We start from the raw sequence: 17,564 nt of genomic DNA on the forward strand, positions 1-17,564 counted from the left end.
ATCCTTGCCGGGGTGGGACTACGAAATCTATTTATTAAAATGAGATTTCTGTCCTACTACCTATTTTAATCAAAATTATGATTCATAATATTTAACAAGTGTATCTAATGCTTTAACAGGATTTAATCCTTGTACGCCTTGTTGTTGTAAAAATAAAGAAAAAATAGATAAGAATGTAAGTATGTTTTGTTTTTCTACTACATAGCCCATTAAGCCAATTCTCCATATTTTATTTTGTAGTTCGCCAAATGATCCAGCGATTTCTACACCGTAATTTTCTAATAATGATTTTCTAAATTCGTTAGGCTCTACACCTTCAGGGATTTCAACGCAAATGACCATTTTCATTTCATGGTTTGCATCTCCATAAATTTTTAATCCAAGTGCTTCTAGTGCGAGCTTTAAACCTTCGTGATGGTAAGCATGACGTTCAGCTCTATTTTCAACGCCTTCTCCTACAGCAATTTTTAAGCCGGCATTTAATGCATAAACCATAGCTGTTGCTTCTGTATGGTGGTTTAAACGTTTAGGACTCCAGTAATCTTGAAGTTGTGTTAAATCAAAGTAATTACTTCTTATGAAAACTTCTTTCTCTGTTTCTTCGTTTGTTCTAATACCTTCTTCAACACGTTTTCTAGTATTAATTGCTTCACTAAAACGCTCATTGAAAGTAATTGGTGTGATGCCAGACGGTATAGATAAGCATTTTTGAGCACCGCCAATAACAGCGTCCAAATCCCATTCGTCAACTGGTATAGTTGTACCTAAGTATGTAGCAACGGCATCCACTACTGAATAAACGCCTCGTTCTTTACAAGCTTTACCAATCTTATCAATAGGTTGCTGGCGTCCGGTAGATGTTTCACCGTGAACAATTGCTAATACTTTAGGTTTTACGATATCTAATGCTTTAATAATTTCTTCTTGTGGTAGAACTTCTCCTACAGGACATTCAATAGTATGTACGATACCTCCAGCACGTTGAACTAGCTCTGCGAATAAATGTCCAAACCTACCTATAATTGGAACTAAAACACGATCTCCTGCCTCGACGATACTTGAAATAACAGCTTCTAATCCCGCTCTGCTCGTACCATCAACAGGGAATGACCATGTATTTTCTGTTAAAAATGATTTTCTAATCAGTTCCATTGTTTCATCCATTATAGCTGTAAGTCCGGATCAAATTGACTAAGTATAGAGTTGCTCATTGCTTGTGAAACACGTGGGTCCACACTTACAGGACCTGGTGTCATAATTAATCTTTTTGCTATTTTCAATTCACTCATATTAAGTTCTCTCCTTTACACTTTTCCTTTTTAATTGTATCAAATTATTAATTCAAGTTCTTTGTATAATTATACAAAAAAGCATATAACTTTTATTAAAAATGACTAAAAATTGTGATTATTCAGTTATTGCTTCCGCAAGTAATTTATAAGACTTTTTCTTGTCTTTAAAATTATAAATATTAGTAATGATCATGAATTCATCAGTTTGATAATATGTTTCAAGTTCTTTTAATTTTGCTACGACTGTTTCTGGAGACCCGATAATACAACGTTTTCTATTTTTCTTAATTAAATCCTGTTCTTCATCTGTAAAATCTTCAACGTTGATTTCTTCAGAAGACAATACTTTAGTCCCTCGACCTTTGCTAACATTAATTAACCATTTATCTTGGCTTAGAGCAAGTTCTTCAGCCTTTTCATCAGTTTCAGCACATACTACAAAAATACATACAATACTAGAAGGTGATTGCTGACTAACAGAAGGTTTAAAGTCATTATAATATCGCTCCATTGCTATTTTTCCATACTTAGGATTGATAAAATGACCAAATACAAAACCAATTCCTAAATTCGCAGCATTTTTTGCACCATTTTCAGTTAATCCTAATAACCACATTGGAGGAGGATTATCGATACGAGGTCCAGCTTTCACAAGTCTGAATTTATGATCTCGGGGAAGTGAATTATATAAGAAACCTTGTAGATCACTAACTTGTCTAGGGAAATCATCAATAGGTTTAATGTGATTATCCGTTAAAGCCTTTTGTGTAGAAGGCGAACCACCAGGTGAATTACCAAATCCGATGTCTATACGATTAGGAAAAAATGCTGATAATGTCTTAGCATTTTCTGCAATTTTATAAGGGCTGTATTGAGGTAACAAAATACCACCAGAACCAACACGAATTTGATTTGTCGAAGCGGCTATATTTGTCATTAATATCTCTGGTGAAGAACTCGCTAATCCACTCGTATTATGGTGTTCCGCAACCCAATAACGGTGATAACCTAACGACTCTGTCCATTTAGCTAATTCAATAGTCTTCCTTAATGTTTCCTCAGGCGTGTCACCTTTAGAAATGGGTGCCTGATCCAGTACACTGAGTTTCATTCAACCACGCTCCTTTATGAATAAATCTTATTTATAACTTACGTTTGTATTTTAATGAAAGATAGCCTTCCTCTTTAGGGAGTGTGTTCATTGGTTTTTCAAATTGGAATTGAAAACCGTTTGTTTCATAAAAAGGAATCCCCATGTAGTTTTCTTTTAATACTGATACCCATTGCTCTTTTGTACCACGTTCTATTTGATCGCTTGTGATTTTATGTAATAATTTTGTTCCAATACCTTCTCTTTTACGAGTAGGATCTAAATAAAGGACGTACAGTTCAGAACTACTATCATTACGAAAACCTCCACCACCAGCTCCAATAATTTTACCTTTATCTGCTGCTACAAACCAACCATTCCAATAATGATTAATATTTAAAACTTCATTTGTTACACGAACTTTATTATAAAACTCATTAATAATTTGAGCGATATATTTTTGAGGAAGAATGTTTTTGTATGTGGCTTTATAACCTTCAGAACATACGTAAATAATACCTTCAACATCTTCTACTGTCGCTAATCTATAATTCATTCAACCACGCTCCTTTTACTCTTAACTAAAGTATAACTTAAAAATAAATATTGTTTTAAAATCTGCTTATGATGTGATGATACACCTTATGAAAGTTGTAAGTCGAGGTCCACTGCTACATAGCCCCCCGAATGTTGTAATACACGTCTTACATTCAATATAGCTTCTTATTATTTCAACCATACAATTAAAATTTTAACATGTACGTACAATAAAATAACATTTGACATATGTACGTACATGTAATATTATCATTTTAGAAAGCGTTTACAAAAAGGGGGCATTTTTTATGGAAGATATAAATAATCCTATAGTGTTACAAAGGGCAGATCCATTTGTATTACAACAGGAAGGCCAATATTATTTCACAGGTTCGTATCCTTTATATGATCGTATTATTTTAAGAATATCGAATTCGTTAAACGGTTTGAAAGATGCAAAGGAATACACAGTATGGTTGAAAGATTCCAAAGGACCTAAGAGCGAATTAATATGGGCTCCTGAATTACATAGAGTTAATAACAAGTGGTACATATATTATGCTGCTGCGCCTAATACTAATATTGATGATGATACTTTTAACCATAGAATGTACGTATTAGAAAATGAATCAGATAATATTTTAGAAGGTGAATGGGTAGACAAAGGGCAAATTGATACAGGATGGGAAACTTTTGCTTTAGATGCAACAGTATTTACTTTAAATAATGAACTTTATTATGTTTGGTCTCAACAAGATTTAAACATTAAAGGACATTCAAATATTTATATTTCTAAAATGAAAAATCCTTGGACTTTAGAAGGTAAAATCACATTACTAACTGTTCCTGAATTCGAGTGGGAAATCAAAGGTTTTTGGGTGAATGAAGGACCAGCTATTTTAATAAAAGATGAAAAAATATTTTTAACATATTCAGCAAGTGCAACAGGTATCGATTATTGTGTAGGGATGTTAAGTGCCGATATTAGTAGTGATTTGCTGAATGCTGAGTCTTGGACTAAAAATAAAAAACCAGTGTTTGAAAGTAGTATTGAAAATAAACAATATGGTCCAGGTCATAATTCATTCACTAAATCTGAAGATGGTAAACATGATATTATCGTTTATCACGCAAGGAATTATCAAAACATCAAAGGAGACCCTTTATTTGACCCTAATCGTCATGCTAGAGCTCAGGTAATTAATTGGGATGAAAATAATAACCCTCAGTTTGGGGTACCGTTACCAGATAATCGTTGGACACCAGAAACTCCGGAAGTATTAGGAGGCGAAGTCCATGAATAAATTTAAGGATAGTGTGTTCTGGAGATTTGGGGGCATTAATTTCTTTTATTTTGCTATTTGGACTTTAATAATAACTTTTTTGCCACTTTGGCTAAATAGAGTAGCTAATTTAGATGCATCACAAGCGGGTATTGTATTCGCTACAATGTCAGTAGTAGCGATTATATTAGAACCGATTTATGGAATTATTCAAGATAAATTAGGATTGAAAAAGTATCTGTTTGCATTTGTCATTTTTTGTTTAGCATTAATTGGACCGTTTTTTGAATATTTATTTATACCTTTATTAGATATGAACGTGCTAATGGGAAGTATTATTGGAGGTTCATTCCTAAGTTTGTGTTTATATAGTGGTGTAGGCGTGGTTGAAGCATATTGTGAAAAATCAAGCCGTGCCAATAAATTTGAATATGGACATACTAGACTATTCGGTTCACTTGCAGGAGGTTCATTTGCGTTTATAGGTGGAATTATGTTTATAAAAAATCCATTCAGCATTTTTTGGGTTTGTTCAGTATCAGCACTTTTACTAGGTGTTATACTTTGGAGCATTAAAGTTAAGAAACTAAATTATCAAAAAGACGATAACGTACAAGATGAAAAAGATTTTGTAAACAAAGAAAGTATCTTTAAATTATTTAAAAACAAAAGTTTTTGGGGTCTTTGTTTATTGATAATCGGTAGTGCAAGTTTATACGATGTATTTGATCAACAATTTCCTAATTACTTTATCAGATTCTTTGATGATACTTCATCAGGTGAAACACTGTTTAGTAGACTTACATCTACTCAAATATTCATTGAAGCAATTGTGATGGTATTTATGCCATGGATTATTAATAGAATAGGTGCAAAAAATGGCCTGTTTTTATACGGCGTTATATTATTCATTAGAGTTGTGGGAACTGCATTTACAGATGAAGTGTGGCTATTATCATTCTTTAGATTATTAGCAGCAATTGAAATGCCATTGATGCTTATTTCAATTATGAAATATATAATTAGCGTTTTCGATGTAAGATTATCAGCAACAGTTTATATGTTAGCTTTTAACGTAGCGAAGCAACTTGGAGTCGCTTTCTTCTCAATTGTAATCGGTAGATTATATGTAGAAATAGGATTCCAATACACGTATTTAGTAATGGCAGTTATAATCGGTGTTTTAGTTTGTTTAGGAGCAATGCTTATGAAAACAGACAAAGTACCATTAACAACATTATCATTGAATGAACAAAGTATTCATAAGACGTGATATAAAGCAGCATTATATAATAATAAAACACTCCATTCAAAGCGAAATCTTTGAATGGAGTGTTTTTGTATTGAAAGAGACAGCTTTTTTACAATTCGAAATGAAAACCAAATTGAATGGTAGTGTATAAATTAGATTTATTTAAGCGCTTACATTATTTCCGAATTGCTTATGAATTTAAAAATACTAACAAATGTTTAATTATAAAACTACAATATAAACAAGGGAGATGTTAAAAATGTTAAAAAGTCGGCCGCTCAATATTTTAAATATTTTTCTTAGTAGAAATGAGAGTATATCAACAAAAGAATTAAGTATTATTTTCAAAAAGACTGAAAGAACTATACGAAATGATTTGAAAGATATTAATGAATTTTTGTTACTTAATCAGCTTAACGAAATGGGGAAAAATCGTGGTTCATATATTTTGAAATTATCGGATAAAGAGGAGGAAAAGTTAAAATTTTTGATTTCTGATGACATAGAAGAACAAGTATATAATCCAGCATTTAGAAGAGAATATATTATAACAAATGCTTTAGATAAAACTTGTTTTAAAAAAGTTTATGAATTATGCGAAGAACTTGAAATATCAAAAAGCACAATGGATAAAGATATGAAGCAAATACGTATAGATCTAGAAAAATATGATTTGAAAATTGAATCTAATTTGGAAATTGGCCTTCATATTGAAGGAAAAGAGAGTCAAATTAGAACTTATCTGTATGATTATTTAGTTAATAAAATAACTGAAGATAATGTAAATATAAGTACGTTATATGAGAGTTATAGTCCGATTCTTAAGTATTTGGATAATAAAGACTTAAACTTTATAAATGATACTTACAATAAGTTAATAGCAATTCACCAAAGTGATATCAAACTATCAGCTATAATTTTAACTTCTATTTGGTTATCAAGGGTTAGGAAAGGACATATTTACGAAATCAATCATGTTGATAAAACTGCGAAATTTAGCATTATACACATATTTATAAACGATTTAATAAATCAATATGATTTTAAAATTTCACGTAATGAATTTCATTATATTATTAATAAATTAGAAGTATTGATTGGTGATAACGAAATTATAGTTGATGATAGACATGAAGCATTATCACAATTAGTTAGTTTAAAACTAATTGAATATGTAGAACATGAACTATCTATAGATTTTACTGGATATCAAAGTCATTTATTTGAAGGGCTAAATAAACATATCTCAGGGCTAATTAGTAGGCTAGAAAAAGGGATTCAAATTTATAACCCTTTAAAAGAAAATATCAAAAATAGTCATTTTAAAATATTTAAAACAATTAAAAAATATTCAGAAGAATATTTGAATAATTATACCAAATTAGAATTTACTGAAGACGAGATTGCTTTTATAACTGTGTATTTTTCAACTGCTTATTTCAAATATATACAAGAAAACAAAAATTATTTTAATGCAGTAATAGTTTGTAGTTTCGGAATAGCAACAAGTAATTTATTAGCTGAAATACTAAAATCGCATTTCAACGTAAACATCTTGAAAATTCTTTCTTCTGAAGAAGAAAAATTTATTGATGATGACAATGTAGATATTGTATTTACTACGATTGATGCCCAGTTTGAAAAACCAACTTGCTATGTAAATGCGATCGTAAATGAAATAGACATTAAGAAGATAGAACAATTTTTAGAACAACATGCTTATCTTGCTAGAAATAGTGATTCTTTAAATAGAAATGAAGCTTCGTTATTTAAGGATTTATCTTTATGGCTAGAAAATAAATCTATAAGACTAAACGAGCAAGACTATAAAGAATTGAAGCAATTATTTATAGATAATAATTTGAATTTTAATGATAGAGAGGTGCAGCCTATGTTAAAAGAAGTTTTAGAAAATCATCACGTACAATTAAATAAATGTTGTACTGATTGGAAAAATGCTATAGAAACTGTTTCTAAACCTTTGCTCGAGGATGAAGTTATATCGCCTAAATATTTAGAAGCAATGATAGATTCTGTTAAAGAATATGGACCTTATATAGTGATAGGTAAACATATTGCTTTAGCTCATGCTAGACCTGAAGAAGGAGCAAATAAATTAGGAGTTAGCATAGCTACATTAAACCCTAGTATTAAATTTGGTAATGAAATGAATGACCCGGTGAAATTAATATTTTGTCTTTCTGCAACAGATTCATTTTCACATTTAAATATTATGAAAAGCATTGTTTCTTTAGTAAGAGATGAAGAAAGAGTAGAAAAATTATTGAGTTTAACTGATAAAAATGCGTTTATAAATTATTTATTAGAGGAGGAAGTATCATGAGAAAATTAGATATTTTGTTTGTATGTGGTGCAGGTTTAGGGAGTAGTTTTGCGTGTCAGATGGCAGCTGAAGATGTGTTGAATAAACTAGGTGTAGAAGCAAACCTTGACCATGACACTATTTCATCAGCCGTTTCAAGAAATGCAAATATTATTATAACAGGAGAAAATTTTAAATCACAATTTGATAACTTTACCATTGATGAAGAAAATACCACTATTGTTTATTTGAAAAACATCGTTTCGACTAACGAAATTGAAGAAAAAATAACACCAGTATTAAAAGATAAAGGGATCATTTAATAAGGAAGTGATGCTATGCAAATTATAAATTTTATAATCCAAAATATATTAACACAAGCAGCCATTATAGTAGCTTTGATTGCAATGGTAGGTTTGATGTTACAAAGAAAATCAACGGGACAAATAATTTCAGGATCATTTAAGACACTGTTAGGATTTCAAGTTTTAACTGCAGGATCAGCGATAATTGTAGGTAGCTTAACTTATTTTGGAAAAATATTTTCTGAAGGATTTCATATGGATGGAATCGTCCCTTCAATTGAAGCAATAAATGGTCAAGCGATGGGAGAATTAGGTTTAGGTAGAGAAATTGCTTTTACTTTTTTAGCAATTTTTATATTTAATATATTAATAGCAAGATTTTCACCATGGAAATATATTTTCTTAACTGGTCAAGCTTTGTTATGGATGGCCACTATGACGACAATTGGAGGTTATTTCGCAGGGCTTCGAGGGATTTCCTTAGTATTAGTTGGGGGTTTTATAGGAGGAGTCTTTGCAACAATTATGCCAGCCATAGCACAGCCTTTTGTACGAAAAATTGTGGGTGGAGATCATATTGCTCTTGGTCACTTTTGTACTTTAGGTTATGTATTTGAAGCGGGCGTTGGTTATGTTTTCGGTAAAAGAGGAGAAAATAGAAAATCAGTAGAAGATCTTAAATTGCCTAAGAATTTCGAGTTTTTACAAGATACTTATTTATCATTAATGGTTGTCATGGCTCCCTTGTATTTAGTTACAGTTTTATTTGCAGGTGAAAGTTATGCATCAGGATTGTCTGGCGATACAAATTATATAATGTATGCATTTCTACAATCAATACAATTTGTTGTTGGTGTATATGTTTTACTTGCAGGTGTTCGTTTACTATTAGGCGAAATAGTTCCAGCATTTAAAGGAATTGCAATGAAACTTGTACCGAATGCAAAACCAGCTTTAGACTGTCCAGTACTCTTTCCATTTTCACCAAATGCAGTAATTATTGGTTTTATAACGACGACAATTGGAACTGTTATAGCTATGTTCTTTTTCCCGAAAATTGGTTTAGCTATGATTATTCCTGGAATACTGACTAACTTCTTTGCAGGAGGTACTGCTGGGATTTTTGGTAATTTAACAGGAGGATTTAGAGGGGCAATCATTGGCGGAGTTGCACATGGGTTGTTTATAACTTTATTACCAGCTTTATTAGTCACAGTTTTAAGTAACATGGGATTTGTTAATGCTACTGCAACAGATGTGGATACGGTAGCGGCAGCTTTATTTTATGCGTGGATAATTGGACCATTAATGAAAGCATTTTAAAAGGAGAGGAACTTATATGTATATTAATTTAAAAGAAGCAACAGAGAAAGCGGAAAAAATGAACTGTACGATTGGTGCATTTAACGCACATAATTTAGAAATGTTACCAAGCATGATTGATGCTGCTAAAGAGGCAGGTAGCCCGATAATAATACAAACAAGCGTGGATACTGCAAAATATATAGGTTATAGGAATTTAGTTAATGTTACAAAAGGAATTGCAAACAATGAAATGGTCGATGTAGTGCTACATCTAGATCACGCTAAAGACTTTAACGATATAAAAGAGGCTATTGATGCTGGTTATTCATCAGTAATGTTTGACGGTTCTTCATTGCCTTTAAAAGAGAATATTATGAAGACTAAAGCTGTTGTAGATTATGCTCATAAATATGGAGCATCAGTGGAAGGAGAACTTGGAATAATTGGAGGCACTGAAGAAGGTATTACTATTGATGGATCAGAAGTAAGGTATACAGATCCTCAAGATGCAAAGTATTTTGCAGAAGCTTCGCAAGTTGATGCTTTAGCTGTAGCTATTGGTACCAATCACGGACAATTCAAATCTAAAACAAATGTGAATATACCGTTATTAGCAGAAATAAATGATATCGTTGAAACACCATTAGTTGTCCATGGTGGCACAGGTGTTAAAGAAGAAGATATCCCTGAATTGATAGATAACGGTATTAGAAAATTTAATGTAGGAACTGAACTTTTAGTTTCTTGGACAGAAACGGCAAAGTTATATTTTGGGGATACAAAGATTAATAAATCATTAAGACACAATATAATACCTTGTAATGAAGCGGTAAAAAATATTGTAGCTCATAAAATTGATTTATTTATGAATAAAGAACGTGTTAAAGTATGGTAAATAAAAAGCAAGAAACCTTAATTATATTAGCCGGACCGCCTGGAACAGGAAAAACATATCTAGCTCATAAAATTATAGAACAAAATAAAGGTTGGCAGCTCTTATCGTATGATGATATAAAAGAAGATTATTTTGATAAACTCGGGTTTAATAACTTAGAAGAAAAACATGGACTTGGTCTAAAGGCATGGGATGAATACTACGATATTCTGGAAACTTTAATGGAGAAAAAAGAAAAAATAATAATAGATTACCCGTTTAGTTATAAACAAGAAGAAACTTTGAAAAATATCATTAGCAAACATAACTATAAACCAATAACTATTACGTTATATGGAGATATTAAAGTACTTTATAATCGCCAAAAAGAACGGGATTTAAAAGATAATAGACATATTGGTCATATAGTTACAAAATATCATAAAAAAGATGAACCAACAAAATTAGATGATATTGATGATTTTTCAACTTTTAAAGAGAGATGTGAGGATAGAAAGTATAGTCAATTCACTATCGGTGAAAGTAAATTTATAGATGTTACAGAATACCAGAATATAAACTTAAATGAAATTATTAATTGGATTAACAATAAAACAATTACTGATTTATAATGCTTTAAATTGAAACAAAATGAGCAATATCAATTTCTAGAATTAATACTTCAATATCTAGTGGTAGTATTATTTGAGACATGTTATAGTTTTTGTACATAAAGAACCTCGTTAATTTAGTTTTTGTCATCATTAATTAAATTATACGAATGTGCTTTATTTTTCGTATAAAAATGGACGTTTGTAACGATTTTGTAAAGTGCTGATGCCTGTGGAAATAGTATGAGTGAGAGACTATAGGCTCGAACCATACCCTAGGCAAGCATGCACGAACAAAATCGTAGATTATATAAAAATAACATCTCATTTCACTGATTTATTCAGTTAGAAATGAGATGTTATTTATTTTGAGTTAGGATTTATGTCCAGCCTCTTTCTATTTCATTTTAAACTTAACTAAATATTCGTTTGTGCGCCTGGTCCGACTGGTATTCCTAGTAAGTACCAAATGACAAACATAATTGTCCATAATATGAGAATTGCGATAGAGTATGGCAGCATGACGGATACGACTGTGCCTATTCCATTTTTCTTTCCGTATCTTTCTGCTACTGACACGATGTAAGGGAAGAATGGCATTAGTGGTGAAATGATATTTGTTGATGAGTCTCCAATTCTATATGCTATTTGTGTAACTTCAGGAGAAACGCCTAATTGCATAAACATCGGCACAAATATTGGTGCCATGAGTGCCCATTTTGCAGAGTCTGCAGCGATAAAAATATTTATAATTGTTGTAATTATGATCAATGCTATTAGCGCTGTTAGTCCATTTACATGCATAGCTTTCAGTAATTCAGCACCGTTTACAGAAAGTATTGTTCCAATATGAGAGTATTCAAATAATGCAACAAACTGTGCAGCGAAAAAGATTAAAACAATAAATTCAGACATTGTCATTAAAGACCCACTCATAAGTTCAACTGCATCTTTATCGTTTTTAACTGTTTTGTTAATAACACCGTAAGTTAAACCAGGGATAAGGAATACGAGCATCATCGTAAATATAATACTGTGTATAAATGGTGAATCGATAAAACTTCCATTTTCTCCTCTTAATAATCCATTAGATGGTATAACCATACTACCGATAACAACAATTACGGCAATTAAAGCAATGTTAGCCCATTTAAAAGCTTTAGGATTAATTTCATCAAATTTAGTGTTTTCGGGTTCTTCATATTCTCCTAAACTAGGTTCAACAATTTTATCTGTAATAAACGTTCCAATTCCTACAACAAGAAAAGTAGAAACAAACATAAAGAACCAGTTATCTGTAGCATTTACAATGTAATCAGCATTAAGTATATGTGCAGCTTCTGTCGTCATACCGCTTAATATTGGATCGTTTGTACCTAGGAATAGGTTTGCAGAATAACCACCTGCTACACCACTGAATGCAGCAGCGAGTCCCGCTATAGGATGACGTTTGAATGATAAGAAAATCATTGCTCCAAGAGGCACTAATACAACATATCCTACTGAAGCGGCAATGTTAGAAAGTACACCTAATAACACAACAATTGGAGTTATGAATTTACGTGGTGTATGTGCAACGGTCTTTTGAATTAATGCACTTAAATAACCAGTTTTTTCAGCTACACCAACACCGAGCATAGCGACCAAAACAGGGCCGAGTGCTACGAAAGATGTAAAGTTCTCAACGACACTTGTAAATACATGTGAAATACCAGAAGGTGTCAGCAAGCTAATAACTTTTGCAGTTTGGTTTTCTACATTTCCAGTTTCTTGGTTTATACCTTTAAATGATACGGCCACATCAAATAAATAAAGTATATGTGAAAGAACAAATAAAATAACGATAAATATTAAAAATATCGTAACTGGGTGTGGGAGTCTATTACCTATATTCTCAATTTTACTTAGGTAGCGACTCATTTTATTTTGTTGCACGTGTATCCCTTCTTTTTTATGTGATACTAAAATTGTATAGTAATTTGTACTAAATTCAAGAATAACAAATCAAACAAATAAGAATAATAAGGTAATTTAAATTAAAGGTTGAAAAACGTTCGTGTGTTCGAACGTTTTTTATTTTGAGATATTTTGTAATTGAATAAGGTTTGTTAATGAAATTATAAACATAATTATTTGTAAAAAATATACATTTTAGAAAATAAATGTGATATTATATTTTTTAAAAGGGAAATGTAAAAATTTGTTAATTTATTATAATTATTATTTAAATAATAAAGTTTACTAATTATTGTAATTAACAACGATTAATGAAGTTTTAACAATGGAAGCTTTATGGCGTGAATCATTGCATATTGTAAACGAAGGCATTGCTACAACAGAAGAAGTAGATAAAGCATTTACTCATGCAGCTGGCTTAAGATATGCACAATATGGACCATTTATGACTTTCCATTTAGCTGGCGGTCAAGGTGGTATGCGTCACATGTTAAAACAATTTGGTCCTGCTCTGAAGAAACCTTGGACGAAACTAGTCGCACCAGAATTAACAACAGATTTATACAATGCAGTTGTTGAAGGCTGTGAACAATCGTCATTTGGTTATTCAATGTCAGAATTAGACCAAAAAAGAAATGAATTTTTAATTAAAGTTAAAGAACTTGCAGAAGAATATTGGCCAAAAAATAGTGATTATATGAAGAAAAAACAACTCACTAAGACGGAGGTTTAATGTCGTGTCTAACTTTTTCAACTATCAAACAACTGTTCAGAATGAGTGGTTAGATCATAACAACCATATGAATGATGCAGAATATAACCGTGTGTTCAGTCAAGCAACTGATGCTTGGCTTGCTCACATAGGGTTAGATGTTCAAACGATTAAAGATATTAAATATACTGTGTTTACGTTAGAAAATCATATTACTTACCAAAAAGAAGTACCTAAAAATGAAACGTTAAATGTCAGTGTACAATTAATAGATTTTGATCAGAAGAGATGTCATGTATTCATGAATATGTTTAATGGTTCAAACGAATTATGCTCTACTTATGAAGTAATGTTAATGGGAATCGATGTCGAAAGTGGCCGTCCTAGTGCGTTTCCAGATAATATTATGGAGCAAATTAAAAATGAGTCAGTTAAGAAACAAGACGATTCATTACCACGTGAATTAGGACGTCAAATAGGCATTAAACGTAAATAAAAGTATAACTAGGACTGTTTGTATGATGCAGATAGTCCTTATTATATGAAGAAAATCACTAAATTAAAGGATGAGTAAATTGTGAAAAAATTTAAATTGATGGATTGGGTTACATTTACAATTTCTTTACTTATATTGCTATCTGTAGTTATACCCTTAATTGCATTTCCAGATGCAAGTAGTCAAGTAATATTATCACTTAATGATCTAATAACCTCAAAATTAGGTGCTGTTTATTTAGGAATTGGTCTAGCTGTTTTAATCTTTATACTTTATATCGCATTTGGTAAATATGGTGGAATTGTACTAGGTAAACCTAATAATAAACCTGAATTTAATACGATGAGTTGGGCAGCAATGTTATTCTGTGCAGGTATCGGCTCTAGTATTTTATATTGGGGTATTATCGAATGGGCATATTATTATGATGGTCCACCGTTTCATATCAAACCACGTAGTGAAGAAGCGATTAATTATGCTGCTACATATGGAATGTTTCACTGGGGACCTATTGCTTGGGCAATATATGTCTTGCCAGCACTTCCAATCGCTTATTCGCTTTATGTAAAAGAACAACCTATTATACGTATTAGTCATGCATGTCGACCACTAATAGGAAAATACACTGACAAATGGCCTGGTAAAATGATTGATGTTCTCTTCATTTTTGGTTTACTAGGTGGTGCAGGTACTACTTTAGGACTTGCTACACCAATGATTGCTGAAGGAGTTGGCTCACTAACAGGTTTAGATGGTAGTTCAACTTGGCTACGATTAACGATACTAGGCATATCAACATTGATATTTGCAGCAAGTTCTTACTCAGGTATTAATTACGGTATTAAAGTATTAAGCGACATTAATATTTGGTTAACGTTTATATTATTATTTGTATTTATTGTTGGACCAAAAGTATTTATAATGGAAACAACGCTTTCTAGTGTAGGTTTAATGTTCCGTGATTTCTTCAGAATGGCAACATGGTTAGAACCATTTGGTGGGCTTGGTAATATTTCAAAAGACAACTTCCCACAATCAAGGACAATATTCTACTGGTCTTGGTGGTTAGTATACGCACCATTCGTAGGATTATTCATAGCCCGTATTTCTAAAGGACGTACGTTAAAAGAAGTTATTTTAGGTACACTTGGATACGGTACCCTTGGCTGTACACTATTCTTCGGAATATTAGGTAACTATGGTTTATGGCTAGAGATTACTGGTAAATTCTCTGTTACAAAAGTACTTCAAGAAAAAGAAGGACCCGCTGCGATTATGTCCATTTTAGAGCAGTTACCAATGAGTAATGTCGTTATCGTTATATTCGTAATTACAGCAGTCATTTATTTAGCGACTACTTTCGACTCAGGTTCATACATCTTAGCAGGAGCAACACAAACTAAAGTAGATGACGAGCCATATCGTTGGAACAGATTATTCTGGGCATTTGCGTTATCATTTATTCCGTTAGCACTTATGCTAATCAGTGGGGATGAGATTTTAAATCTGTTACAAACCGCCTCAATCATTGCAGGTGTGCCATTGATTATAATATTTATATTGCTGATGGTATCCTTCATCAAAACGCTAAGCAACGATCGTATTAAACTAGAAGAACGCTCTCGACTTCATAAAGAAAGAGAACGTCGTACACTTTCTATCAGGTATGCCAAAAATGATAGATGGTGGGAAAAGAAATAAATATTTTTTAATATAAATTTTGAGCACTAATTCGTTGAATTATATATAACGAGTTAGTGCTTTTTCATTTATTATGATATTCGAATACACTCTAACAACTATACAATAGAAGAAAGACGTCTCAGAATTTAATTGTTGACGTATGAAAATATAATTGTATGATGATAATAACTATAAAAAAACATATGGAGATGAAAAGCATGATAAGAACTATGATTTATGGAAAAATTCATCGTGCGAGGGTAACTGAAGCAAATTTAAATTACGTAGGTAGTATTACTATAGATGCAGATATTCTTGATGCAGTAGATATTTTGCCGAATGAAAAGGTAGCAATCGTTAATAATAATAACGGTGCAAGATTAGAAACTTATGTAATTGAAGGTGAACGAGGAAGCGGTAAGATTTGTTTGAATGGTGCAGCTGCACGTTTAGTTCAAGTAGATGATGTTATTATCATTATGAATTACGTACAAGTTACAAACGAAGAAGCTAAAAATTTATCACCTAAAGTAGCAGTAATGAATGAACGTAATGAAATTATTGAAATGATTCATGAGAAGGAAAATGAAATCATATTATAAAGTGGCTATGTCATGAATATACTTGCCTTAATACTATTATTAATCTAAAAAGCTTTAAAGTTCAGAACTTTTATTTTGAACTTTAAAGCTTTTTGTAATTTCATTTCGTTTCTAGTTATATTTTAATATTATATTGAAATTTCATTCCAAAAGTGAGATAATGTAAGCGATTCCAATAAGGAGTGTGTTGAAATGCTAGGCTTTTCTGTTTATTTAGGAGAACCATTTGATAAGACTTATATTGAAACAATGCTTAATGAAGGTGCCAAATATGTATTTACTTCATTGCAAATACCAGAAGATGATCCAATGTTGTATTTAACCAAATTAAAAGAGTTAAATAAAATAGTAAATGGTAGAGCAGAGATTATTGCAGATGCAAATCCTAAAACGTTTAAGACTTTAGGATTGTCATATAAAAAGCCTACTACTTTAAAAGATGCTGGAATAGATTTTATAAGATTAGATATATCATTGGAGATAGAAGATATTATATCTTTATTAAATGAAGTTAATGTAGTATGTAACGCAAGTACTGACGCTGTCGAATTGCTCTATCAACTTAAAGCTAAAGATATAGACATATCAAAAGTGATGGTTGCACATAATTATTACCCACGACCGGAAACAGGTTTAGAAAATGAGTTTTTCATTTCTAAAAACAAAGAAATAAGGGATGTTTTTCCGGATGTGAAAATTATGGCATTTGTCCCTGGTACTAAATTAAGAGGGCCTATCTTTAGAGGATTACCAACACTTGAAGCACACAGAAATATACATCCTTTATATGCTGCTTATCAATTATTAAAATATGATATCGACGTTGTTTGTATTGGGGACACAAGCATAGACTTAGATATCATAAATCAATTTCATGATTATTTTAATAGTGGAATCGTAAGTCTTTATATTGAAGAGGAAACACCTGCTTTAAAAGATGTAACAGGGAGAATTTTTCATAATAGGAAAGACAAAGCGAGAGATGTAGTAAGAGCGGAAGAGGCAAGGATGAGTTTTCAAGGGGAAGTTAAACCAGATAATACGACTGAAAGAGTTAAGGGGACCGTTACATTAGATAACTTGAAATATGGGCGATACATGAACGAACTGCAAATCGTCAAGAGAGATTTAGAAGCAAATGAAGCCGTGAATGTTATTGGGCGTGTTTCTAGTAGCAATTTAGATTGTATAAATATGATTGGTGCTGGACAGGCTTTCCAATTTATTAAAAGGGGATAATGTG

Annotated in this window: 14 protein-coding genes and 2 pseudogenes; 12 read left to right on the forward strand and 4 right to left on the reverse strand. The window is 31.6% G+C overall.

Annotated elements, in window-relative coordinates:
* Positions 1–75: 75 nt before the first annotated feature.
* The 3 genes and pseudogenes from LQ682_RS03280 to LQ682_RS03290 all read right to left on the reverse strand — a co-directional run bounded on the left by LQ682_RS03280 (position 76) and on the right by LQ682_RS03290 (position 2,938).
* Positions 76–1,289 (reverse strand): annotated as a pseudogene (locus LQ682_RS03280) (pyridoxal-phosphate-dependent aminotransferase family protein).
* A 118-nt stretch (positions 1,290–1,407) separates the two neighbouring features.
* Positions 1,408–2,403: an LLM class flavin-dependent oxidoreductase gene (locus LQ682_RS03285; RefSeq protein WP_103269291.1), complete on the reverse strand. Its 996-nt coding sequence runs from the start codon at positions 2,401–2,403 to the stop codon at positions 1,408–1,410.
* Positions 2,404–2,434: 31 nt separating this feature from the next.
* Positions 2,435–2,938 carry a GNAT family N-acetyltransferase gene (locus LQ682_RS03290; protein ID WP_239723852.1) on the reverse strand — a complete coding sequence of 168 codons (504 nt, stop codon included), beginning with the start codon at positions 2,936–2,938 and terminating at the stop codon, positions 2,435–2,437.
* A gap of 289 nt (positions 2,939–3,227) precedes the next feature.
* Here LQ682_RS03290 and LQ682_RS03295 point away from each other — a divergent pair, with 289 nt between their 5' ends.
* From LQ682_RS03295 to LQ682_RS03325, 7 genes are all read left to right on the forward strand, one after another.
* Positions 3,228–4,223, forward strand: coding sequence for a glycoside hydrolase family 43 protein (locus LQ682_RS03295; RefSeq protein ID WP_182094098.1), 996 nt, complete (start codon positions 3,228–3,230; stop codon positions 4,221–4,223).
* Entirely contained in the window at positions 4,216–5,475 is a 1,260-nt protein-coding gene (locus LQ682_RS03300; protein ID WP_103269288.1) for an oligosaccharide MFS transporter, read from the forward strand. Before LQ682_RS03295 ends, LQ682_RS03300 begins: the two co-directional genes overlap by 8 nt.
* 238 nt (positions 5,476–5,713) lie before the next feature.
* Positions 5,714–7,798: a BglG family transcription antiterminator gene (locus tag LQ682_RS03305; RefSeq protein WP_239723853.1), complete on the forward strand. Its 2,085-nt coding sequence runs from the start codon at positions 5,714–5,716 to the stop codon at positions 7,796–7,798.
* Positions 7,795–8,100 (forward strand): PTS sugar transporter subunit IIB, encoded by a 306-nt coding sequence (locus tag LQ682_RS03310; protein ID WP_182094095.1) that lies wholly within the window; start codon positions 7,795–7,797, stop codon positions 8,098–8,100. Before LQ682_RS03305 ends, LQ682_RS03310 begins: the two co-directional genes overlap by 4 nt.
* Positions 8,101–8,115: 15 nt before the next feature.
* Entirely contained in the window at positions 8,116–9,405 is a 1,290-nt protein-coding gene (locus LQ682_RS03315; RefSeq protein ID WP_017001017.1) for a PTS sugar transporter subunit IIC, read from the forward strand.
* A 16-nt stretch (positions 9,406–9,421) separates the two neighbouring features.
* Entirely contained in the window at positions 9,422–10,282 is an 861-nt protein-coding gene (locus tag LQ682_RS03320; protein ID WP_182094094.1) for a class II fructose-bisphosphate aldolase, read from the forward strand.
* A complete protein-coding gene (locus LQ682_RS03325) occupies positions 10,276–10,893 on the forward strand; it encodes an AAA family ATPase (protein ID WP_182094093.1) in 618 nt (205 codons plus the stop codon). The genes LQ682_RS03320 and LQ682_RS03325 overlap by 7 nt, the downstream gene beginning before the upstream one ends.
* A 396-nt stretch (positions 10,894–11,289) precedes the next feature.
* Here LQ682_RS03325 and LQ682_RS03330 read toward each other — a convergent pair whose 3' ends face one another.
* Positions 11,290–12,807 (reverse strand): AbgT family transporter, encoded by a 1,518-nt coding sequence (locus tag LQ682_RS03330; protein ID WP_239705419.1) that lies wholly within the window; start codon positions 12,805–12,807, stop codon positions 11,290–11,292.
* 346 nt (positions 12,808–13,153) lie between these two features.
* On the opposite strand from LQ682_RS03330, the pseudogene LQ682_RS03335 reads away from it, so the two are divergent.
* The 5 genes and pseudogenes from LQ682_RS03335 to LQ682_RS03355 form a co-directional block, all read left to right on the forward strand.
* Positions 13,154–13,561: pseudogene (locus tag LQ682_RS03335) on the forward strand (3-hydroxyacyl-CoA dehydrogenase family protein); the annotation flags it as partial.
* A 4-nt stretch (positions 13,562–13,565) separates the two neighbouring features.
* Complete coding sequence (locus LQ682_RS03340; RefSeq protein ID WP_064205222.1) at positions 13,566–14,036, forward strand: thioesterase family protein; 471 nt, start codon at positions 13,566–13,568, stop codon at positions 14,034–14,036.
* Positions 14,037–14,117: 81 nt separating this feature from the next.
* Complete coding sequence (locus LQ682_RS03345; protein ID WP_239723855.1) at positions 14,118–15,737, forward strand: BCCT family transporter; 1,620 nt, start codon at positions 14,118–14,120, stop codon at positions 15,735–15,737.
* A 200-nt stretch (positions 15,738–15,937) separates the two neighbouring features.
* The gene (panD, locus tag LQ682_RS03350) at positions 15,938–16,321 is read left to right on the forward strand and encodes an aspartate 1-decarboxylase (RefSeq protein ID WP_239723856.1); all 384 of its coding nucleotides are present in this window, start codon (positions 15,938–15,940) and stop codon (positions 16,319–16,321) included.
* Between the two features lie 192 nt (positions 16,322–16,513).
* Positions 16,514–17,560 (forward strand): MupG family TIM beta-alpha barrel fold protein, encoded by a 1,047-nt coding sequence (locus LQ682_RS03355; RefSeq protein WP_218729462.1) that lies wholly within the window; start codon positions 16,514–16,516, stop codon positions 17,558–17,560.
* Positions 17,561–17,564: the final 4 nt, after the last annotated feature.

The organism is Mammaliicoccus sp. A-M4 (assembly GCF_022386955.1).
GTDB lineage: Bacteria > Bacillota > Bacilli > Staphylococcales > Staphylococcaceae > Mammaliicoccus > Mammaliicoccus lentus.

Bases quoted from the DNA above. Each gene is read 5' to 3' on its own strand.
- panD (WP_239723856.1), top strand. From the start codon at position 15,938: ATGATAAGAACTATGATTTATGGAAAAATTCATCGTGCGAGGGTAACT.
- LQ682_RS03295 (WP_182094098.1), top strand. From the start codon at position 3,228: ATGGAAGATATAAATAATCCTATAGTGTTACAAAGGGCAGATCCATTT.
- LQ682_RS03285 (WP_103269291.1), bottom strand. From the start codon at position 2,403: ATGAAACTCAGTGTACTGGATCAGGCACCCATTTCTAAAGGTGACACG.
- LQ682_RS03305 (WP_239723853.1), top strand. From the start codon at position 5,714: ATGTTAAAAAGTCGGCCGCTCAATATTTTAAATATTTTTCTTAGTAGA.
- LQ682_RS03310 (WP_182094095.1), top strand. From the start codon at position 7,795: ATGAGAAAATTAGATATTTTGTTTGTATGTGGTGCAGGTTTAGGGAGT.
- LQ682_RS03325 (WP_182094093.1), top strand. From the start codon at position 10,276: ATGGTAAATAAAAAGCAAGAAACCTTAATTATATTAGCCGGACCGCCT.
- LQ682_RS03315 (WP_017001017.1), top strand. From the start codon at position 8,116: ATGCAAATTATAAATTTTATAATCCAAAATATATTAACACAAGCAGCC.
- LQ682_RS03300 (WP_103269288.1), top strand. From the start codon at position 4,216: ATGAATAAATTTAAGGATAGTGTGTTCTGGAGATTTGGGGGCATTAAT.
- LQ682_RS03290 (WP_239723852.1), bottom strand. From the start codon at position 2,938: ATGAATTATAGATTAGCGACAGTAGAAGATGTTGAAGGTATTATTTAC.
- LQ682_RS03355 (WP_218729462.1), top strand. From the start codon at position 16,514: ATGCTAGGCTTTTCTGTTTATTTAGGAGAACCATTTGATAAGACTTAT.
- LQ682_RS03320 (WP_182094094.1), top strand. From the start codon at position 9,422: ATGTATATTAATTTAAAAGAAGCAACAGAGAAAGCGGAAAAAATGAAC.